The organism is Haladaptatus pallidirubidus, assembly GCF_020700235.1.
Lineage (GTDB): Archaea > Halobacteriota > Halobacteria > Halobacteriales > Haladaptataceae > Haladaptatus > Haladaptatus pallidirubidus.
In genome coordinates this window covers 673,011-693,081 of the sequence record NZ_CP085301.1, presented here as the reverse complement: position 1 = coordinate 693,081, position 20,071 = coordinate 673,011, and the positions used below count along the sequence as shown (strand labels likewise).

Below are 20,071 nucleotides of genomic sequence, written 5' to 3'. Positions count from 1 at the left end.
CCCATATTTCATCGCGTTAACGTTGTCGAGATCGCGGTGTAAACGACCGCTAATCCGGAATTGGTGGCGAGGGTGCTTTCCCGCTGCAAAGTCAACTCATGGTATGGCGCGACACGAAGCGACCTTCGAAATACGCTCAAAATCGGATGCATACGCCGTAAATTTGCTCATGGAACGGGTGTACGATTCGTTGCGGGAGGAGTCGGCGATTGTCGAAGATCGGACTAGGATACCGAACGAAATGCTCGAAACATTCGACAGGCTTCGCACAGCGACAAATCGTGAAACACCCGGGAGGCTGACTATCGTTTACGAGGAGGAAGACAAACCGTTCGAAGAGTGAGTCGGGAAGAAATCCATCGTCGTACCGAGAATGAGGGGGAGTCCCGTGTAGTGCCCGCTCCGGGCAAAGACTTTTCTCGCGTGGTAGAGTATCACATACCATGGTTCACGCATTTATCATGGTCAACACCGCCGCAGGAAAGTCTCAAGGCCTACTGGACTCGGTGAGAGGCTTAGGGAGCGTCGAGGAAGCCCACATCGTCGCGGGAGATTACGACATCGTCGTAGAGGTGGACGCGGAGGAAGTGTACAACGTGCTTCAAACCTCTTCGTCCGATATTCAGGGGCTCGATGGCGTCGTGGACACGAAAACGTACATCGCAATCGACTGAATCGAACGTTTTATTTGTCGTTTAGCGGGTGCTGAATCCGTCAGTGGTCGAGTTCGTACACGTCGTTCGTTTCGAGGAACGAATCCAACCAGCCCTTCTGTTTGCGCAGTCGGGGCGGCACGTCGGCGTACACCCGGTCGAACACGTCGTGAGGGTCTGGATCTTCGACAGATTCGGCTTCCTCGACCGCCTCTTCCAACGTTTCGTCCGCTTCGTCGTGAACCGTCTCAACGAACTCGTCGTCGATAACGTCCTGCTCGCGGAGCCACGATTCGTAGCGTTCGATCGGATCCGCTTTTCGCCACTCGGGCAGGTCGCGTTCTTGATCTTCGTACTTGCTCGGGTCGTCGCTGGTGGTGTGGGCGCCCTGTCGGTAGGTCAAGCTTTCGACCAGGACGGGTTTCCCTTGGCGGGCCGAATCGAGCGCCTCGGCGACCGTTTCGCGCACTGCGAGCGGGTCGTTGCCGTCAACCTGGACGCCCTCGAAGCCGTAGGCCTCGGCTTTCACCGCGATGCTTTCGCTCGCGGTCTGTTTGTGCCGCGGGAGGCTGATGGCCCAGTTGTTGTTCTCGCAGAAGAAGACGACCGGCGCGTCGAACACGCCCGCGAAGTTCATCCCTTCGTGGAAGTCGCCCTCGCTCGTCGCGCCGTCGCCGAAGTAACAGAGAACTGCATCCTCCTCGCCGCGGTAGTTCATCCCCATGCCGACGCCCGCCGCGTGGGGAATCTGCGTGGCGATTGGAACCGCCTGCGGGAAGTTCGGCACGTCGTGTTCGGAGTCGAACTCCGGCCGTCCGAGTCGGAACAGGAGGATGTCGCTTATCGGGACGCCGCGCGCGGCCTGCATCGCGTTGGAGCGATAGGTGGGAAACAGCCAGTCGTCTTCGTCCATCGCCAGCGCGGCGCCGACCTGCGAGCCTTCCTGACCGCGGTACGGCGGCCAACTGCTCATCCAGCCCCGGCGCTGGAGCGCGATTGCGCGCTCGTCAAATCGTCGGGCGAGAACCATCTGTTTGAAAGTCTCGCGGGCGTCCTCGGCGGAAAACGGCGTCTCGGCCAGTTCTCGCTCTCCGATGATTCGGTTCATGCCCCCGGAGATGTAGTCCGGTTTCAAAGACGTTCCGAAAGCGGTTACGCAGGCGTGCGGTTCGCAGAGAAGTTGGACAGGAATTCAATCGTGTGTGTTAGTGTTTCCGAACAGGAGAGCAGATTGGCGAGGGCGTCGTAACTGTAATCACTAGGAGTAGGCCACCCCTTCGAGATATCGGGGTTGGTTGTAACGAGGTAACTTCTGCATCTGCAACCACAGCAGTCACATCCCAATTCTCAACGCTCTGAAATTCACAATCTATTCTCAACTGTCCGGGAGTAACAAACGCCTTCTCGACGTTCTCTTCGCCTGTTTCAAGGAAGCGGACAGAGGCTCGCCGTGAAACTCACGGTTTCGTCGGTCTCGTTTCGCGCCCCGTGTACAACCCCACGCTCGTGGAGGACGACGCCGGGGGCCGAGACGACTTCCTCCGAACCGTCCTGAATCACGGTTACATCGCCGTCGAGGACGTGGAATACGTTCGTGCTATCGCCGTGTTCGTGCGGCGAGAGTTCTGCGCCGGGGCCGAGGGCGAACGCCTTCACGAGAACGTCGTCGGTGACGACCAGTTCGGCGGTCTGGACTTCGTCGTCGTCGGGGTCTAAATCGAGGTCTGCGTAGCGGTCGAACATACCGGGAAAACGGCGGGTCGGAACTTAATCGGACTGGTCGGTGTGGGTGTGGTCGTCGGTGATGTGGTCACTGCCGGTTTCTTCCGAATCTTCCTCTCGATAATCCGCGTGGTCGGTGATGAAGCCCGATTTGAACCCGATCCAGCCGATGACGCTGATGAACAGGATGGGCGGGAGAATGGCGAATCCCCAAAGCGGGTTCATCCCCCACCCGAGGATGAGCGCGAGGTTGAGTAGCCCGAGGACGAGAAACGGAGCAATGGCTTTCGCGGCGCGCTTTCTGTCTACCTCCTCCGACCTGTCCAGCAGTGACGAACCCATAACAGATGGTCGGCGTCCCACGACCAAAAACCACCCGTTCGCCTCGGAATTCGCCCCACGCTCAAGTGGATCGCCGTCGTAGCACCCCACATGGCGACCGAACTCGCGGACGGCCTCTGGTGGTTCGACCTCGGGAACGTGAACTCTTTCCTCGCGGACGACGACGGCGACCTAACGCTCATCGACGCCGGAACGCCCTTCGACAGCGGCGACATCGCCCGCGGCGTCAGCGAAGCGGGATACAGCGTGGACGACATCGACCGCGTGCTGCTAACGCACTACGATTTCGACCACGTCGGCGCGCTCGCCCGCCTTCCGTTCGAAGCGCCCGTTTTCGCCGGGAAAGCGGACGCCCCGATTCTCTCGGGGTCGGAAACCCCCGACTGGCGGAACCACAAAGGCGCACTCCAGCGCGTGGTAGGGTCGCTGGTTTCCGCGCCCGAAAGCGAAATCCGTTCCGTCGAAGACGGCGACGAAATCGGGAGCTTCACGGCCTATTCCACGCCGGGTCACTCACCCGGCCACATCGCCTATATTAGCGAGCCTCTCGGCGTCGCCTTCCTCGGCGATTTGGTGATGGAGAGCCACGGCGAACTGAAGCCCTCGTCGTGGGCCATGAGCTACGACACCGACGACGTGCGCGACAGCATCGTCTCGCTGGCGGAACGCGCACCCGACTTCGAAGTCGTCGGAATGGGCCACGGCGTCCCCTTCGTCCGCGACGGGAGCGCGCGACTACAGGAATTGGCTGAAAGGCTGTAAGACCTATTCATTTACTTTTCAACAACTTCGATTTTGTCTATAGGGTTTGGTACAAACGCCGTTCGGTTCGGAAGCGCACTCATCGTTATCGGGAGTCTGCTTTCCTTCCACAACACTATGGCGCGTGCTTCCACAGGCCCGAGGCGTTTACCGTCGAGGGTCTGTGGTGAAATCACGCGAGGGATGAGTATCGCAACGAAGTTCTCGTGAGCGACGAAGGAGTGAACGAGAGCACGGAAGAGCTTGCTCTTCCGGAGTGAGAAACGCAGTCGGTTGGGGAGGTCTGTGGGCGAGTGCGGTTGCGGTTTCATTGAAGTCGGCGATTGCTAACAGCAACTCAAAAATATCCTCAGAGTAGCGTTCACCGGATTATTTTTCGGACTTCCCAGCAACCTCACGGCGCACTTACATCCGCAAATACATCCCACGCGAAGCAGGCGCGGTATATTCGAATCCGAACTGTTCGTAAAAGCCCTCCACGTCCGCCATGAGGTTGACGTAGGCTCCTTCCGGCGCATTCGCCTCCAGATACGTCATCAGTCGCTCCATCATTTTGGAACCGAGTCCCTGTCGTTGGTGGTCGGGATGCACCGCCATATCGCCGATTTGGTACACCGACCCGCCGTCGCCGATGATTCGAGCCATGCCGACGACTTCGCCACTTTCATCCACCACGGTTACGCCGAAAACGGAGTTCGGCAGTCCCCGTTCGACTGCTTCCATGCTCCGGGGCGCCATGTCGGCGGCCTCGCGCAGGGCGATGAATTCCTCGACTGTCGGCAGTTCATCACGCACTTCGTAGGTCATAAAAATTCGTTCCGCAGGAAGGTGATTAGTTCTACCTTTTCCGGCCGATACCGTCGGTTTCGATCGTTCTGCACGAGTGGTTGTTCCGAACCGACTTACGCCGTCAGTTCTTCCGCGACCGCGTCCGCCGACAGCAGATTCGGGTCGACGATGAGGCCCGCTTGATTGCGAGCGAACTCCGGGATGGTGTCGTCGTCGTACACGACGACGCGAATTTTCGGGTTCACGTCCTTCGCAACCGCGATTGCGGTAGCCTGCCCGACGTCGGTGAGGACGAACAGGTCGGCGTCGTGGACGCCCGCGTCTTCGAGCGCGGGGCGGGAGGCGACACCCTCCACGGCGGCCGTTTCGACGCCCTGCGATTCCAGTGCAGTTCCGAGTCCGTCTTCGTCTGGTCCTGCGATAACTGCGCGCATCACTCGTATTCGATGGTCGCCGGAGGTTTATGTGTCACGTCGTAGACGACGCGGGCGACGTTTTCGTTCTGTCCGGTGATACGCGACTGGATTCGCTGGAGCGTCTCCCAGTCGAGTTCCTGCGCTCTGGCGGTCATGCCGTCGCGCGATTCGACCGACCGAACCGCGACGATCCAGCCGTGGACGCGGTTGTCGCCTTTCACGCCGGTTCCCTTGCCAACGACGGCGGCGAACGCCTGCCACGGGTCGTACTCCTCCAGTTCTTCCTCGACAACGTGACACGCCTCGCGGACGACTTGCGCTTTCTCGCGCGTCACCTCGCCGACGACGCGAACCGCGAGGCCGGGGCCGGGGAAGGGCATGCGCTCCGCGACGATGTCCTCCAGTCCGAGTGCGCGGGCAACGTCGCGCACTTCGTCCTTGTACAGGTCGCGGACGGGTTCGACGATTCCTTCGAAATCCACCACGTCCGGTAGACCGCCGACGTTGTGATGGGATTTGATGCCGCCTTCGCTCTCGATTCGGTCGGGGTAAATCGTCCCCTGGACGAGGTAGTCGGCGTCCGTTTCCTTCGCCTCTCGTTCGAACTCGCGGATGAACTGCTCGCCGATGACGGCGCGTTTTTCCTCTGGGTCGGTGACGCCCGACAGCGCGTCCAAGAATCGGTCTTCCGCTTCCACGACCTCCAGAGAACTCATGTAGGCGAACGTCTCCCGAATCTGGGCGGTTTCACCTTTCCGCATCAGTCCGGTATCGACGTACACCGGCGTGAGTTGGTCGCCGATGGCTTTGTAGGCGAGTGCGGCGGCGACGGACGAATCGACGCCGCCCGACAGCGCGATGATGGCGTGTTCGTCGCCGACTTCGTCTCGAATCTCCGCGACCGCTTCTTCGATGAATTTACCGGTTTCGACCATTAGGCTTCTACCTCCTCGCATTCTTTCATTTCTGCTTCTTCGAGCACTCCTTCCAGCAGGCCAACGAACGGCGGGCTCGCCCTGTCAGGTCGCGAGCGGAACTCGGGATGGAACTGCGTTCCGAAGTAGTACGGATGACCGTCCAGTTCGAGGATTTCCATCCGGTTGCCAGCGCGTCCGGAGAACACGAGCGGTTCGCCGTCGAAATCCTCGAAATACTCTGGGTTCACCTCGTAGCGGTGACGGTGGCGCTCCGTGCAACTCGTCGCGCCGTACACCTCGTGTGCGAGCGTATTCGCCTCTATTTCCGTTTCGTGCGCGCCGAGACGCATCGTGCCGCCCATATCCTCGATTTCGTACTGCTCGGGCAGGATGTCGATGACGGGATGCGGCGAGTCGTCGTCGATTTCCGCGGAATTCGCGCCCTCCAGTCCGAGGACGTTTCGGGCGTACTCCACGACGGCCATCTGGAAGCCGAGACAGAGGCCGAGGAACGGAACGTCGTTCTCTCGGGCGTAACGAATCGCCTCGATTTTCCCTTCCGTACCGCGACTGCCGAATCCGCCGGGAACGACGATTCCGTCGGCCTCCTTCAGGCGCTCTTCGTGGTCGTCGTCCATCTCGTCGGAGTCAACCCACAGGACGTTCACGTCCACGTTCTTCTCCAGTCCGGCGTGTTTCAGCGCCTCGTGGATGGACATGTAGGCGTCTTCGAGCGCGTACTTCCCGACGAGTGCGATATCGACTTCGTCCTCGGTTTCCTGCGTGACGAGATCGCGCCACGCCGTGGTTCGCTCCTCGCTCGAAACGGCGCGGTCGGTGAGGTCGAGTTTCTCCATCACGTAGTCGTCGAGTCCTTCCTCTTCGACCACCAGCGGAACGTGGTAGATGTCCTCCACGTCGGGGTTCGAGAAGACGGCGTCGGTCGGCACGTCGCAGAAGAGCGCGATTTTCTCCTTCGTTTCGGGGTCGAGGCCGTCGTCACAGCGCCCGACGAGCACGTCGGGTTGCAAGCCGATGCTCCGCAGTTCTTTGACGCTGTGTTGAGTCGGCTTCGTCTTTTGCTCGCCGTTTTTCGAGTACGGAACAAGCGTCACGTGGGTCAACAGGAAATCCTCCTCGTCCTGCTCCGTGGCGAACTGGCGCAGCGCTTCGAGGAACGGCATGCTCTCGATGTCGCCCACGGTGCCGCCCACTTCGACGATACACACGTCGTGGCCCTCGGCGGCCTCGCGGATTCGGCGCTTGATTTCGTCCGTGATGTGCGGGATAATCTGGACGGTCTTTCCGAGGTAGTCGCCCGCCCGCTCCTTCTCGATGACGTGCTTGTACGCCTTTCCGGTGGTGACGTTGTGGTCGAACGTCATGTCGATGTCGAGGAATCGCTCGTAGTTGCCCAAATCGAGGTCAACCTCGCCACCGTCTTTCAGGACGTACACTTCTCCGTGCTGGTAGGGATTCATCGTCCCCGCGTCTACGTTCAGATACGGGTCGATTTTTACGGCGGTCACGTCGAACCCGGCGTTTGCGAGCAGTCGCCCGGTGCTCGCGGCGGTGATGCCTTTGCCAAGTCCGGACATGACGCCCCCTGTGACGAAAATGAACTTCTCCCCCATCTCGGGGTCGTAGCCTGTCTCGGGGTCAGTCGGCATACTGACTTTCAGCAATCGTTCGTCAAAACCATTTCGGAGGGCGCGCGGTTCGGTAGGGGATGGCACAGACGACAGCCGTGGAGAGGGGTCGATTGGATGTTGGTCATTTGCTCGTTACGTCCTCGCTACTGCTGAACCTCTCACACCGCCAACCGCGACAGCGAGGATGATTGGTTTGTTTCATTTGTGCTAGCTATTGCCGACTCCTATCATACCGCACCCGTCCTGCAACCGCGCCACATCCTCCCCAACCGACTCGCACGGGCGAACCTGTAGATGGTTCCCCTTCGCGCGCCACCGCACAGATTTCGAATCTTCACAAATCCCCCCGGCGCGTGCGAGCAACGCGCGCGAGGGACGATCCGCACGGTGTTCTCGTGATCGCACGCGAACGAGAACTCGGACGAGGTTCGCTCGTCCGGAGTGCGGGAAGAGGATGGGGGAGGGCGAGGTGCGGTGATTAAGAGTCGTGATAGCTAGAGACATGGTGGTTAAGTAACAAGCAGGATGCCGGAAAGAATCTGCAGGAACGAGCCTGAATCGAGTAAATCTCACTCCTATTCAGAGCTGTTTAACGAAGAATTCCCCCAACCGCCTTGCAACCTTCTGTTCCTGGCCCACAAAGAAGTGGTCGGCACTAAACCCCTCTACTTCGAACCCTAACTCCTCCGCGCGCTCCACCAAGGGCTCCCAGTTCGCGGTGTCGTCCCGCGTGGCGTACAGAATCTTCAGCGGTACGTTAATCTCGTCCAACACTTCCACCGCGTCTAAATCGTCCGCCAAACGAGACGCAGGCGCGAGCAGTCCGATCACCTCCGCACCTTCATCCGCACCAGCCAACGCCGCGACTCCGCCGCCGAAACTGAACCCAAAAATTCCAACGAAATCGTATCGCTCTTTGCCCCACTGGAGGGCGTTCCGGGCGTCCTCGCGCTCGCCGTAGCCCTCGTCCCAGTCGCCGTAATCGAACCGCAGGCAGGCGATTCCGTGGTCGGTCAGGTACTCGCCGAGGGCGACGAGTCGGTTGTCACGCCGATTCCCGTTGAACTGCGGATGAGGTGGGCACGCAACCACAATCTCGTCCGTTTCACCCTCCGGAGCGTTCAACGTGGCCCGAACGTTCCGCGCGCCGGGGACGACGACTTTGTTCGACTGCATGAGGGCGTGTTAGCTTGGTGAGGATTTTAAGGGTCGGGTTCTGAATGTAGATGTATGGGAGTACTCTCACGCATGTCGTACGTCATCCGCTCGAAAATAAATGCCGTCCTCAACAGGGCCGAAGACCCGACCGAGACGCTCGATTACTCCTACGAGCAGATGCGCGACGAACTGCAGGACGTGAAAAAGGGTATCGCCGACCTGACCACCCAGAAAAAACGCCTCGAAATTCAGAAGCGTAACCTCGAAGAGAACGTCGAGAAGCACAACGGGCAGGCGCGGGAGGCCGTCAAGCAAGGCCGCGAGGATTTGGCCCGGAAGGCGCTCGAGAAGAAAAAACAGAAGATGAACCAAATCGAGGATTTGGAGGGGCAAATCGCGCAGCTCCAGAACACGCAGGACAACCTCGTGGAGAAGAAAGACACGCTCCAGAACCGTATCGAGGAGTTCCGTACGAAAAAAGAGAGCATGAAAGCCCGCTACGAGGCCGCCGAAGCGAACAGTCGCGTTTCAGAAGCCATGACGGGCGTCGGCGACGAGATGGAGGACGTTTCGCGCTCCATCGAGAATGCGGAACAGCGCACCGAGGAGATGGAGGCGCGCGCGGAGGCGATGGACGAACTCCACGATACGGGTGCGTTCGACGACGCGCTCTCGGACAAAGACCAACTCGACCGCGAACTCGAAGAGATGCGAACCGGCGGGGAGGTCGATTCCGAACTCGACACCCTGAAAGCCGAGATGGGAATGGAAGACGAACCGGAAGTGGAGGCGGAAACGCAATCCGAATCCGACGAGGAGGACATCGACCTCGCTGACCTCGAAGCCGAAGTTGCGGCCGATGAGACCGAAACCGAAACCGAACAGGCCACCGAGGAGAACAACTCGTAAACCTCGATAATCGCAATACTTCGTAGCAGTCCTTTCGTCCCGGCAACAGTCTATTTGAATCCACTCTCCCTTTCACGTAGTATGAGCGATTCAGGTGGCAGTTCCCAACCCGGCGATACGATGCGGGAACGAGTAGACGAGAATCGGCGAAAGTTGTGGATTCTGATGGAGGCGAATCGATGGGTGATCGCTGGTGGCATCCTGTTCGCCTTCTTTCTTTCCTTAGTTATCCTCGGTGTTCTCGACCCGTCGCCGCTTCAGCGATCCATCGCATCCGAAGACCCCGTAGACACCGTCTTTCAGGGATTCATCGGAGCGATTATCACGGGCGTGACGCTCGTCGTGACGCTGAATCAGCTCGTTCTCTCGCAGGAACTTGGGCCGGTCGGCGACCAGCGAAATCGAATGAAAGGTGCGTTGGATTTCCGAAAAGATGCCGAGAAGCTTCTCGACGTGCCGACTGCTCCGCCGGAACCCGCGTCGTTCATGGAAGCGTTGATGAACGAAACGGAAGACCGCGCCGAAGCGCTCGCGGACGCCGTCGAGGAGAGCCGAGACGAGGAGTTGAAGGACGAGATTCGAAGCTACGTCGATGGTCTATCCGGGAACGCGGAAGCCGTGAGCGAGCGACTCGAAGGTACCCAGTTCGGGACGTTCGACCTGCTGTCCGCCATCCTCAACTTTAACTACTCGTGGAAAATCTTCCTTGCGCGCAAGATTCGCAACGAACACGCGGACGCCCTCACCGATGAAGTGGACGAAGCATTCGACGACATCATCGAATCGCTGGAGTTCTTCGGCCCGTCGCGGGAACATTTCAAGACGCTTTATTTCCAGTGGGAACTCGTCAATCTCTCGCGGGCGATGCTGTACACGGCGATTCCGGCGCTCGTGGTCACCGTCGCGATGATACTCTACTACGACGCGAGAGCGGTTCCGGGCTACACGTTCACCATCAGTAACGACGTGCTGGTTGCGAGTTTGGCGACGACCATCGCGGTCGTTCCGTTCGTCATCCTGCTATCGTACATCCTCCGGATTGCGACGGTGGCGAAACGAACGCTCTCCATCGGGCCGTTCATCCTTCGGGAGACGGGGCGAAGCGACGAATTAGAGTGAAAAAGTCGAACCAGCGGAAGAAAGCGAAGCCGTGATTTCCGAACCGACGATTCGGAAATCACGCTGTCTCAGTCAAGGAAGTCGATTTCCGTGCGTTTTTCGTCGCGCTCCGATTCGAGGTGGTTGCGGAACGATTCCAACGAAACGCCGTTTTCCTCGCGCTCTTTCCGGTCGCGAACCGAAATCGTGCCTGCCTCTTCCTCGTTGTCGCCGACTACAATCATGTACGGCACGCGGTCGTCGTGGGCCTGCTGAATCTTGCGTCCGACCGTCCACGAGCGGTCTTCGACCTCCACGCGGAAGTCATCGAGTTCGTTTTTGATGCGGTGAGCGTAGCCGAGGTTATCGTCGCTGACGGGGAGGATGCGAACCTGCTCGGGCGAGAGCCAGAGCGGGAACTTCCCGTTGAAGTGCTCGATGAGCACCATGAAGAAGCGTTCGTAGCTCCCGTACAGGGCGCGGTGAATCATCACCGGACGCTCGCGCTCGTTCTCCTCGGTGACGTATTCTAAGTCGAACCGCTCGGGCATGTTGAAGTCGAGTTGCACCGTCGGGCCGTCCCAGACTCGGCCGAGGGCGTCCTCGAAGCCGAAGTCGATTTTCGGGCCGTAGAACGCGCCGTCGCCGGGTTCGATGTCGTAGTCCATTCCGCTGGAGTCCAGCACGGATTCGAGTTGCGATTCCGCATGCTCCCACAATTCGTCACTTCCGACCGACTTTTCCGGGCGGGTCGCCAGCGCGACTTCCACGTCCAAATCGAACGTCTCGATGACCTCGAAGATGAGATCCATGACCTGCCGAATCTCGCGCTCGATTTGGTCGGGTCGGACAAACAGGTGGCCGTCGTCGATGGTGAACGACCAGACACGCGACAGGCCCGAAAGTTCGCCGCGCTGCTCTTTCCGGTACACTTTCCCGTTCTCGAAGTACCGAACCGGCAGGTCGCGGTAACTCCACGTGTCCTGGTCGAAGATGGTCGCGTGGCCGGGGCAGTTCATCGGCTTCAGGCCGTACTCCTCGTCGTTCACGTCGAGGAGGAACATGTCGTCCACGTAGTTGTCGTAGTGGCCCGATTTCTTCCACAGTTCGGTGCGGAACAGATGGGGCGTCTCGACCTCGTCGTAGCCCGCCTCCCGATTCAGTTCGCCCGCGAAGTCCGACAGCTCTCGCAGGATGGTTTTGCCGTTTGGATGGTATAGGGGCAGGCCCGGCCCGGTCGTCTCGTCGATGGAGAACAGGTCCATCTCGCGTCCGAGTTTGCGGTGGTCGCGCTCCTCGGCTTCTTCCATGCGCTCCAGATAGTCGTGGAGTTCGCCCTCGCTGGCGAACGCGGTTCCGTACACGCGGGTCAGCGTGTCGTTTTCCTCGTCGCCGCGCCAGTATGCCGCCGAGGTTTCGAGAATTGAGAAGCCGCCGATTTCGCCCGTCGATTCGACGTGCGGCCCCTTACAGAGGTCGACAAATTCGCCCTGTTCGTAGAACGAGAGGGGGTCTTCGTCCGCCGCTTCGGTGTCCAGCACATCCTGTTTGAACGGGTTGTCCTCGTACAGGTCGAACGCTTCCTCGCGGGATTTCTCGACGCGCTCGATTTCGAGGTCTTCCTCGATGATGTCGTGGGCCTCGTCTTCGATTTCTTCGAGGTTGTCGCTGTCGAGTTCGACGCCGGAAATATCGTAGTAGAATCCCTCATCGGTCCACGGACCGATTGCGAGTTTCGCCTCGGGGTGGAGTCGTTGGAGGGCCTGCGCGAAGACGTGGGCTGCGGAGTGGCGGAGCACGTCCACGTACTCGTCGCTTTGGTCGGTGACGATGACGAGTCGGCAGTCCTCGGAGAGGGACGTTGCCTTATCAACGAGTTCTCCGTCCACGACACCTGCGACCGTATCCTTGCCGAGTCCGGGACCGATTTCGTAGGCCACGTCCTCCACGGTTGCTCCTTTCTCCATATGGAGTTCGGAGCCGTCCGGGAGCGTGACGACGATATTACTCATGGGCGCAGATACGGGGCACGTGCAAGATAAGTGTGTTGAGACGGACGCGAGGAGGGGAGGAATGGTTCGGGTTGAATTCTATCGGTTGACGTTTGAATTATCCTCGTAGAAAGTCACCGTTGTTTCTGCTGTACTTCGACGGATTTGGTTTGTTTCGGTGTCGTTAGCGTTTCCTGTATTTCACTAGAGTATGTTTTTCCCTGTGCTGTTAGCAATTGCCGACGAACCGACTTCAATTCGGGTTGCTCTGAAAATTCGTACCGAATCCCTTCCACACGGCACCCTATTTGGCAGACAGCCTGATATTCGATTGAATAGTACAACCACTATGCGGCAATTACCAACGAAAGACGACGAAGGCAAACCGGTGTTTAACGTGGACGACCAAAAAGTCGGCATCGTCACCGAGGTTAGGGACGGTACCGCCTACGTTGATCCGAATCCGAGCCTCGTGAACCAGTACAAAATGCTTCTCGGTTGGAAGGACGATTCGAAGGAAATCTACCCGCTCCCGAAAGACGCGATCGCGGAAATCACGGAAAAAGAACTTCGATTGCAAATTCACGATTCGGAACACGAAACCGACTGAGTCCCTCCACCCTGTCATCCGAATCCACCTCTCGCCCGAATCCCCTTCCCGTTCCCAATCCACAGTCTCAAGTAGTACCACTGCGTGCCACTCGCTGTCAATGCACGTCGAAACCGTCGGCGACGGGACGCCGGAACTCGCCGTGGTTGCGTGCCTCCACGGAAATGAACTGTGCGGCAAGACGGCCATCGAGCGAGTGCTGGCCGAAAATCCCGATTTTCACCGACCGGTTCGGTTCGTCGTAGCCAACGAAGAAGCTATCGTCAACAATGTCCGCTCCATCGACGAAGACCTGAATCGCGCCTTTCCGGGCGACCAAGAGGGTGAAACCCACGAATCAAGACTCGCTGCGGAACTCCTTCCGCTGGTACGGGACTGTTCCCTCCTCGACCTTCATTCGACGCGCTCTCACCCCGAACCCTTCGCGCTGGTCGCGCAGTTGAACGACCGAACGGAACAACTCGCCCGTGCGACGGGCGTCTCGCGGGTGGTCGACGTCAGCTACATCGCTGGCGGCCTCATCGACCACGTTGACGGGGTGGCAGTCGAGTGTGGACTCCGCGGGACGAAGCGAGCAGGAGAAAACGCAGAGCGCGTCCTCCGCAATTTTTTGGGGGAGATGGATGCTGTCGATACGCTGTCTGACGCCAGCGACCCCGAACTGTACCGGATTTTCGACGTTGTGGAAGGAACCGGATACGACTTCGTCGGGGAGAACTTCGTCCGCGTCGAGGTGGGCGAACCGTTCGCCAGAAAGAACGGCGAGGAACGCCGCGCGGAACGGGCGTTCTATCCGGTGTTGATGTCCACGAACGGGTACGAGGAGATACTCGGCTTTCAGGCCGAGCGCGTCGGCAAACTCTAACGACGAAATTCCAGCGGGGAACTACCTTCGCGCGCCGGTTCCGGGTCGCCTGGTTTCGAGGGAGATAACGCCGTCCGGCATCGGGACGCCATCGTACTCGTCCTCGGCGAGCAGTAGCGACCCGTCCAAATCCGCGTAGTCGAGCAACGGAGCGAAGTGACAGGCCGCGGCGATGCTCGCGTTGCTCTCGATCATACAGCCGAGCATGACCTCCATGCCGTGCGCTTTGGCGGTGTGAATCATCCGCATCGCTTCGCGGAGGCCGCCGCATTTCATCAGCTTCAGATTGGCGATGTCGGTCTTTCCGGCGATTCGCGGGATGTCTTCAAGCGTCACGCAGGATTCGTCCGCCGCAATCGGCAGGGCGGAGCGTTCGCGAACGAATCGCATCGCATCGGGATTTTCGGCGGGAACGGGCTGTTCTACGAACTCCACGTCGTACTCCGCGAGAACCTCGATTTTTCGTACCGCCTCGCGGGGACTCCACGCCTGATTCGCATCCACGCGAATCGTCGCGTCGGGAGCCTCGTCACGAATCGCGCCGACGATTTCTCCGTCGCGGTCGGTGCCGACTTTCACCTTCAGCGTGTTGTATCCGGCTTCGAGTGCTTCCGCCGTTTTCTCGCGCATAACGTCCGTCGTGTCGATGCCGATGGTGAACGAGGTTTCGAGCGTGTCCTCGCGGTCGAGTCCCCAGTAGCGATAGAGCGGCAGGTCGGCCCGCTTCGCCACGAGGTCGTGGAGCGCGATGCTCACTGCACAGCGCGCGGACGGATTTCGGTTCACCGTTTCCTTCATCTCCCGTTCGATTCGGGCGAGGGCGTGGGGGTCGTCCACCGATTCCACGACATCTAACAGGTCGGGCAGAACGGCTTCCACCGTGTCGGCCGTCTCGCCGTAGTGGTCGGCGGGTGCGGCACCGCCGATACCGACGTTGCCCTCGTCGTCTTCGATTCGGACGACGATGTTTTCGGCGGTCGTTTGTGTACTCCGCGAAATCGTAAAGGCGTGTTCGAGCGGAAGCGAGAGTCGCTCGTAGTCGGTCGAGAGGGTCACAGAATCGCCTCCAGCACGTCGTCGGCGTCGAAGCGAACGAGGTCGTTCGCTGGCTTTCCGAGTTCTCTTTCGTATGATTCGACCGCCTTTCGGGCCGACTCGCCGTCTTCGATTCCAGATGTGTTGAGTGCGCCCGCGACGATTTCGGCTTCCTGCACCGGTCGCGCGAGGTTCTCGTACAGCGAGACGTACTCCTCGATGGACGGGAGCGAGAACGATTCGTAACCGTGGATGACCTCTTTCCCTGCTTCGTGACAGAGGACGAGTTTGTCGGCCATCGACCCGTGGAGAATGCCGCACGTTACGGCGGAGTAGGCGGGGTGGACGATGCTTCCCTGTCCTTCCACGAACAGGTAGTCGTAGTCGTCGCCGCGCTCTAAAATCATCTCTTCGACCGCCCCGGCGGTGAAATCGCTCACCACGCGGTCGATTGGGTTACCCCAGCCGTCGATCATGATTCCTGTTTGGCCGGTCGGGATGAATCCGGCGTTGATTCCGCGTTCTTTGGCCGTTTCGAGCAGTTCGAGCGTCACGGTCATCTTCCCGACAGAGCAGTCGGTGCCGACCGTCAGCACGATTTCGGCGTCCACTCCGTTCGCCACGCCCTGACTGACGGTCAGGTCGTCGTGCGGTTTGCGCACGTCCCAGATGTCGCAGTCGTTTTCCTCGGCGAGTCGGGAGAACTCCTCGTCGTCTTCGAGGAAGTAGTGGAGTCCCGAAATCACGTCACAGCCGCGAGAGAGCGCCGTGCGCACGTCGTTGCGCCACGAATCGTCGAAGCCGCCGCCGATCGGGGCGATACCGATAACCAGCGCGTCCACGTCCGATACGTCGTCCATTCCGGCGACGATGGGTGCGTCCTGCACGTCCGACAAATAGTCACTGACGCGCTCGCCGGGTCGATCGCGGTCGAGAACCGCTTCGACCTCGTAGTCGGCGTAGCGCAGAATTCCGACCGCGGTTTTGGCGCGCCCGGGAAACTTCTCGTGAGCGAGTATGGCCACCTGCATGCGTGTGCGGTGGTGGCACGGTGGCTTAAAGCCCTGCCCTATCGGTAACGGGATTTCAGCGCGCTGTCTGGTTTCTTCGATGGCGCGTTTCGATTGAAGTCACACGTCCATTCTTACTATCCTCTGGAGGGGATGTTTCTGGATTTGTGGCTGCTAGCTCTCGGCGTCATCCCATCCGAATTACTCGATTCTCTCGCAGACGCTTCCTACCCTGTCTCTCAAATCCCGATGCTAGGCGAAGGTTTTTCAATGAGCCTTTTAAACGTAAGCCATGGTCACTGTGCGGGCACCTGCGACGAGCGCCAACCTCGGAAGCGGATTCGACGTGTTCGGATTGGCGCTGGAGCGGCCCGCAGACGTCGTCCGGGTCGAGCGCGCCGACGAGACGACGATTGAGGTCACGGGAGTCGGTCGACAGTACATCCCGGAAAATCCGGCGAAAAACACCGCGGGCGTCGTTGCCGAGGAACTCGACGCGCCCGCGCACATCGAAATCGACAAAGGAGTCCGTCCGTCGTCCGGCCTCGGGTCGTCCGCCGCGAGCGCCGCGGCCGCCGCGGTCGCACTGAACGAACTCTACGATTGCGGGCTCACGCCGACCGAACTGGTTCGCGTCGCCGCAGAGGGAGAAGCCGCCGTTTCCGGTGAGGCCCACGCGGACAACGTCGCACCCGCGATTCTCGGCGGATTTACCATCGTCACCGACGAGGACGTGACGCAGGTCGATGCTTCGATTCCGATCGTCGCCTGTCTCCCCGAAATCGTCGTTTCGACGCGGGACGCGCGGCAGGTCGTCCCCCAATCCGTCGGAATCGGCGAACTCGTCGGAACGGTCGGCGACGCCGCGACGCTCACCGCGGGGATGTTCCGAGACGACCCCGAACTCGTGGGGAAAGGACTGCGGAACAACTCCCTCACCGGCGCGCGGGAACCGCTCATCAAGGGGTTCGACGCGGTGAGGGAGTCCGCACTTTCCGCGGGTGCGACCGGCGTCGCCGTGAGCGGTGCCGGACCGAGCGTCCTCGCGGTCTGTCGCGAGGGTGGACAGGGTTCGGTCGCGAGCGCGATGCTGGATGCCTTTTTCGACGTCGATGTTGAAGCGCGCGCCTACCAGACCTCGATCGGCGATGGCGCGACGATTTTCCGGTAGCGACGAACGACTTCCGCCGACAGCGTAACAGCCACGGTGTTCCATCAGAAAGGTGACGGTATGACGGAACCAAACCGTTGCCCTGACTGTAGCGTCACGCTCGAACCGGTCAAATTCGGGATGAACGACGCGTGGAAACCGCACGTCAAAACGAACGAGCGCAGGGAGGGGTTGCTCGGGTCGCTCGGGATGAGCGAGACGAAATCCGTTCGAACGCGGATGTGCCCCGAATGCGGTCGATTGCTGTTCCACGCCGAAATCGAGTAGCTGAACCGCGTCCTAAATTCGATACAGGCGCGTCGTCCACAGCTCCCGAAAGGCATCCTCCAGCGCGTCCTCCGGGTCGCCCGTGGCATCGACCGGTTTCGTCAGCCGGGCCTGCTTTCGGAACTCCGGCAGAAGCGTTCGCTGGCCGACGACGTACAACCGTTCGGCATCCCGATTTTCGATTTCCTCCCGACAGCGTTTCAGATGTTCGTCTATCTGGGCGTCCCGTCTGCGTTCGAACCGCCCCTGCGAAAATCCGCCCTTCGAGTGGTCGCTTTTCACGTCGCTTTCGAATCCCGAAACCGACCGGCGGTCGCGCCCGTCGTACTCGCCGATGGCGAACAGGTCGGAGCGGACGAGCGCCAGCGAGAATTTCCCTTCCGGACGGAACCAGTCGGTTTCGAACTCGAAGCTGTCGTCCCACGTCACGAACGGTTCCGGCGGATTTGGCGGAACGAGGACGCCGCTAACGAGTCCTGCGTCGTCGGTCACGACGACGCCGGGGACGGCACGAGAAACGAGCGGTGCGTGGTCGTCGAACGCCTCCCGAATCGTGCCGGGGAGGTTGCCATCGACCATCGCCGTCAGCGCACCTTCGGGTTCCGCCTCGACCGACCCCAGCCGGGAGAGAACCGCGTCCAGTCGCTTCCCGCGGAGGGTTTCGACGCCGCGAAAATCGAGGTCACCGTCGTCGCCGCGCAGTCGCTCGACGCGGTCTTCGAGTTCCTCGATTCGGTCTTCGAGGCGGTTGACCCGCTCTTCCGCCTGCTGTCGCTCGGTGACCGCCTCCGCTCGCCGTTCCTTTTCGGCGTCCCGTTGTCGTTCGAGGTGATGTTTCTCTTCTTCGAGGGCGTCGATTCGTTCTTTCAACTCCGCGCGCCCGAGCAACTCGTCCAACATCGACTCGAAGCGCGTGGGCTACGCTCTTGTAGTTTGGTGTGTTGAAAACGGGAACAGGGGCCGACCGTCAAAACGAAAGACGACGGTGGGACGTAGCAGAGAACTTTACAGACGTTCGCCGAATTGGTACCGGTAGGGTGACGAACGAATCACGGTTACGTCCCCGTGTTGCGCCTGTCGTCCGAGGACGGTTGCGACTTCGTGCGCGCTTTCGAATTTCCCCCCGTGGTTCCCGTCGAGGTTCTCTTCGTATTCGTCGAGCAGTGTGAGGATTTCACGCGCGGTGAGGGGCCGGTCGGCTCCAGCATCCGCGATGACCGCCTGAATCCGGTCGAACTCCTGCCCACGAGCGTACATATTCCGTACTAGTTATGTGTGCACTTTAATCTTCAGTCAGACGTGTGTCAGACTCTACGCGGGCCGGTCGTGCGGCCCGGTGAAATCGCGCTCTTTTCGGTACTGGTCGACGAATTCCGCCACGTCGAAATTGAGCATATCCGCCTCGAACTTACTCATCGCGTCCTCGTCCTCGGCGTGGCTGACGGCGTGTTCCATCAGCTCCACGATGAGTTCCACGACGATTTCGTGAAGTCGTCGGGAGTCGAAGTCGGTGAGCCACACCATTCCGTAGCCAACTTCGGGATTTTCCATCATGTCCTCGGCGACGACTTCGCTCGGGAACTCCTCCAGTACGACGCCCATGATGTGCAGGGTTCCGAACTCTCCCGCATCGTCCGTCGTTTCGACGGTTTCACGGAGGATGTCCACGAGAAATTCGGGAACGAATCGTGAGGGAGGGTGGATATCCATCACGACTGCGTGGGACTTGCCACAGTCGCAGTCGTACTCGCGCATTCCCATGTCGAGTTCGTGGACGGCGACTGACTCGCCACATGGGAGGTCGAGCCTCGCACCCTTGCCTCCCGGTACGCGCGGTTCTGCCATAACCTCCCGTTTGTCCTTTACGAGTTTAAACGACGTGATTGTCTCTCGGTTCCTGTTCCATCATTCATCAAACATATACATAGACCGTCGAGGTATCGAACAATATCTCTCGGGTCGAACGGGTCGGGATATATTGCCATCTTAGCGAGCTACTTGGTGGCGGAAAAATATCGTCTCCTATGGCACAGGTAAGCGAGGTTCCCGACCGACTACAGCCGACCGACGAGCGAATCCTCCGACTGCTCGACGCCGAGGGCGTGCAGGTTCGACTCGACATCGAACGAGAGCTCTCCCTCCCCGGCCTCCTGACGGCGCGGCGCTGTCGGGCGCTCGCGGAACGCGGTCTCATCTGCAACTCGAACTGGTGCTGTTACGAGATTACCGAACGAGGTCGGCAGTCGTTGTAGGTGGGTACACGCCGTGAAACCGATTTTACTGGCGTGACCGTTGCAGATGGCGACTGTCGGTCACGCCCGCGTGACGTTGGTTTTGGTGGAGCGACGACCGCAGAAGTCACGAACCGTAGGCCACGCCCCCACTCGTCGCTCCTTGCGGTCACTCGCCTCTCGGTTCGCCCGTCGCCCCCAGGCCGCGAGAAGCCGGACGCGCATGCGCGCCCGGTCAACCAATTCGGGTCGCCGCTTTTTCGGAAACTCGGCTTCCGATACGCGGTGCCAATCAGTCACGCACCGGACCCCTGGCGTCTCACAATCGCGGAGCGATTTTGATGCCCCGAAAAACCGGAAATTTTTCGGATGTGACGAACGCTCCGCGTTCGTAACTACCTCGGGAGAGCTTTGCTCTTCCGGCGGCGGGCCGACGGTCGGCAACTAGGGTCAACGTACCGTCAAAATCCCTC

General features: G+C 59.9%; 26 protein-coding genes. 10 read left to right on the top strand and 16 right to left on the bottom strand.

Going from position 1 to position 20,071, the window contains the following annotated elements; genetic code table 11:
* The first annotated feature begins 103 nt into the window (after positions 1–103).
* Positions 104–343 carry a hypothetical protein gene (locus tag LIX15_RS03970; protein ID WP_227776210.1) on the top strand — a complete coding sequence of 80 codons (240 nt, stop codon included), beginning with the start codon at positions 104–106 and terminating at the stop codon, positions 341–343.
* 100 nt (positions 344–443) lie between these two features.
* Positions 444–674 carry an Lrp/AsnC ligand binding domain-containing protein gene (locus LIX15_RS03965; RefSeq protein WP_227776209.1) on the top strand — a complete coding sequence of 77 codons (231 nt, stop codon included), beginning with the start codon at positions 444–446 and terminating at the stop codon, positions 672–674.
* Between the two features lie 40 nt (positions 675–714).
* On the opposite strand, the gene pdhA is transcribed toward LIX15_RS03965, so the two are convergent.
* From pdhA to LIX15_RS03950, 3 genes are all read right to left on the bottom strand, one after another.
* On the bottom strand, positions 715–1,761 hold the full coding sequence (pdhA, locus tag LIX15_RS03960; RefSeq protein ID WP_227776208.1) for a pyruvate dehydrogenase (acetyl-transferring) E1 component subunit alpha: 1,047 nt from the start codon (positions 1,759–1,761) through the stop codon (positions 715–717).
* 317 nt (positions 1,762–2,078) lie between these two features.
* A complete protein-coding gene (locus tag LIX15_RS03955; RefSeq protein WP_227776207.1) occupies positions 2,079–2,396 on the bottom strand; it encodes a cupin domain-containing protein in 318 nt (105 codons plus the stop codon).
* A gap of 24 nt (positions 2,397–2,420) precedes the next feature.
* Positions 2,421–2,717, bottom strand: coding sequence for a DUF8142 family protein (locus LIX15_RS03950; protein ID WP_227776206.1), 297 nt, complete (start codon positions 2,715–2,717; stop codon positions 2,421–2,423).
* Between the two features lie 90 nt (positions 2,718–2,807).
* Here LIX15_RS03950 and LIX15_RS03945 point away from each other — a divergent pair, with 90 nt between their 5' ends.
* Positions 2,808–3,479, top strand: coding sequence for an MBL fold metallo-hydrolase (locus LIX15_RS03945; RefSeq protein ID WP_227776205.1), 672 nt, complete (start codon positions 2,808–2,810; stop codon positions 3,477–3,479).
* Positions 3,480–3,490: 11 nt separating this feature from the next.
* Here LIX15_RS03945 and LIX15_RS03940 read toward each other — a convergent pair whose 3' ends face one another.
* From LIX15_RS03940 to LIX15_RS03915, 6 genes are all read right to left on the bottom strand, one after another.
* Positions 3,491–3,790, bottom strand: coding sequence for a hypothetical protein (locus LIX15_RS03940; protein ID WP_227776204.1), 300 nt, complete (start codon positions 3,788–3,790; stop codon positions 3,491–3,493).
* A gap of 94 nt (positions 3,791–3,884) precedes the next feature.
* Positions 3,885–4,286 (bottom strand): GNAT family N-acetyltransferase, encoded by a 402-nt coding sequence (locus LIX15_RS03935; RefSeq protein ID WP_227776203.1) that lies wholly within the window; start codon positions 4,284–4,286, stop codon positions 3,885–3,887.
* Positions 4,287–4,381: 95 nt separating this feature from the next.
* Complete coding sequence (locus LIX15_RS03930; RefSeq protein ID WP_227776202.1) at positions 4,382–4,702, bottom strand: DUF7126 family protein; 321 nt, start codon at positions 4,700–4,702, stop codon at positions 4,382–4,384.
* Positions 4,702–5,619, bottom strand: a complete 918-nt coding sequence (guaA, locus tag LIX15_RS03925; protein WP_227776201.1) for a glutamine-hydrolyzing GMP synthase — start codon at positions 5,617–5,619, stop codon at positions 4,702–4,704. Before guaA ends, LIX15_RS03930 begins: the two co-directional genes overlap by 1 nt.
* Positions 5,619–7,271, bottom strand: a complete 1,653-nt coding sequence (gene pyrG, locus LIX15_RS03920) for a glutamine hydrolyzing CTP synthase (protein WP_227776200.1) — start codon at positions 7,269–7,271, stop codon at positions 5,619–5,621. The genes guaA and pyrG overlap by 1 nt, the downstream gene beginning before the upstream one ends.
* Positions 7,272–7,832: 561 nt before the next feature.
* Positions 7,833–8,429, bottom strand: coding sequence for an alpha/beta hydrolase (locus tag LIX15_RS03915; RefSeq protein WP_227776199.1), 597 nt, complete (start codon positions 8,427–8,429; stop codon positions 7,833–7,835).
* A 54-nt stretch (positions 8,430–8,483) separates the two neighbouring features.
* Between LIX15_RS03915 and LIX15_RS03910 the strand changes: the two genes are divergently transcribed.
* Positions 8,484–9,320 carry a PspA/IM30 family protein gene (locus tag LIX15_RS03910; protein ID WP_227776198.1) on the top strand — a complete coding sequence of 279 codons (837 nt, stop codon included), beginning with the start codon at positions 8,484–8,486 and terminating at the stop codon, positions 9,318–9,320.
* A gap of 81 nt (positions 9,321–9,401) precedes the next feature.
* A complete protein-coding gene (locus LIX15_RS03905) occupies positions 9,402–10,439 on the top strand; it encodes a DUF7972 family membrane protein (protein ID WP_227776197.1) in 1,038 nt (345 codons plus the stop codon).
* A 68-nt stretch (positions 10,440–10,507) separates the two neighbouring features.
* Here LIX15_RS03905 and thrS read toward each other — a convergent pair whose 3' ends face one another.
* Positions 10,508–12,430: a threonine--tRNA ligase gene (thrS, locus tag LIX15_RS03900; RefSeq protein ID WP_227776196.1), complete on the bottom strand. Its 1,923-nt coding sequence runs from the start codon at positions 12,428–12,430 to the stop codon at positions 10,508–10,510.
* Between the two features lie 328 nt (positions 12,431–12,758).
* Between thrS and LIX15_RS03895 the strand changes: the two genes are divergently transcribed.
* On the top strand, positions 12,759–13,019 hold the full coding sequence (locus LIX15_RS03895) for a DUF8593 domain-containing protein (RefSeq protein WP_227776195.1): 261 nt from the start codon (positions 12,759–12,761) through the stop codon (positions 13,017–13,019).
* A 100-nt stretch (positions 13,020–13,119) separates the two neighbouring features.
* Positions 13,120–13,884 (top strand): M14 family metallopeptidase, encoded by a 765-nt coding sequence (locus LIX15_RS03890; RefSeq protein WP_227776194.1) that lies wholly within the window; start codon positions 13,120–13,122, stop codon positions 13,882–13,884.
* Between the two features lie 21 nt (positions 13,885–13,905).
* On the opposite strand, the gene LIX15_RS03885 is transcribed toward LIX15_RS03890, so the two are convergent.
* Both LIX15_RS03885 and LIX15_RS03880 read right to left on the bottom strand, forming a co-directional pair.
* Positions 13,906–14,940, bottom strand: a complete 1,035-nt coding sequence (locus tag LIX15_RS03885; RefSeq protein WP_227776193.1) for a dipeptide epimerase — start codon at positions 14,938–14,940, stop codon at positions 13,906–13,908.
* Positions 14,937–15,950 carry an N-acetyltransferase DgcN family protein gene (locus LIX15_RS03880; protein WP_227776192.1) on the bottom strand — a complete coding sequence of 338 codons (1,014 nt, stop codon included), beginning with the start codon at positions 15,948–15,950 and terminating at the stop codon, positions 14,937–14,939. Before LIX15_RS03880 ends, LIX15_RS03885 begins: the two co-directional genes overlap by 4 nt.
* 271 nt (positions 15,951–16,221) lie before the next feature.
* Here LIX15_RS03880 and LIX15_RS03875 point away from each other — a divergent pair, with 271 nt between their 5' ends.
* Together LIX15_RS03875 and LIX15_RS03870 are read left to right on the top strand one after the other, a co-directional pair.
* Positions 16,222–17,100, top strand: coding sequence for a homoserine kinase (locus LIX15_RS03875; protein ID WP_227776191.1), 879 nt, complete (start codon positions 16,222–16,224; stop codon positions 17,098–17,100).
* 60 nt (positions 17,101–17,160) lie between these two features.
* Entirely contained in the window at positions 17,161–17,367 is a 207-nt protein-coding gene (locus tag LIX15_RS03870; protein WP_227776190.1) for a hypothetical protein, read from the top strand.
* Positions 17,368–17,379: 12 nt separating this feature from the next.
* Here the strand turns inward: LIX15_RS03870 and LIX15_RS03865 are convergent, their stop codons facing one another.
* The 3 genes from LIX15_RS03865 to LIX15_RS03855 form a co-directional block, all read right to left on the bottom strand.
* The gene (locus LIX15_RS03865; RefSeq protein ID WP_227776189.1) at positions 17,380–18,267 is read right to left on the bottom strand and encodes a Vms1/Ankzf1 family peptidyl-tRNA hydrolase; all 888 of its coding nucleotides are present in this window, start codon (positions 18,265–18,267) and stop codon (positions 17,380–17,382) included.
* Positions 18,268–18,372: 105 nt separating this feature from the next.
* On the bottom strand, positions 18,373–18,624 hold the full coding sequence (locus LIX15_RS03860) for a hypothetical protein (RefSeq protein WP_227776188.1): 252 nt from the start codon (positions 18,622–18,624) through the stop codon (positions 18,373–18,375).
* Positions 18,625–18,678: 54 nt separating this feature from the next.
* Positions 18,679–19,212 carry a DUF5815 family protein gene (locus LIX15_RS03855; RefSeq protein WP_227776187.1) on the bottom strand — a complete coding sequence of 178 codons (534 nt, stop codon included), beginning with the start codon at positions 19,210–19,212 and terminating at the stop codon, positions 18,679–18,681.
* 179 nt (positions 19,213–19,391) lie between these two features.
* Here LIX15_RS03855 and LIX15_RS03850 point away from each other — a divergent pair, with 179 nt between their 5' ends.
* The gene (locus tag LIX15_RS03850; protein WP_227776186.1) at positions 19,392–19,619 is read left to right on the top strand and encodes a hypothetical protein; all 228 of its coding nucleotides are present in this window, start codon (positions 19,392–19,394) and stop codon (positions 19,617–19,619) included.
* Positions 19,620–19,679: 60 nt separating this feature from the next.
* On the opposite strand, the gene LIX15_RS03845 is transcribed toward LIX15_RS03850, so the two are convergent.
* Positions 19,680–20,042, bottom strand: coding sequence for a hypothetical protein (locus tag LIX15_RS03845; protein WP_227776185.1), 363 nt, complete (start codon positions 20,040–20,042; stop codon positions 19,680–19,682).
* Between the last annotated feature and the right edge of the window lie 29 nt (positions 20,043–20,071).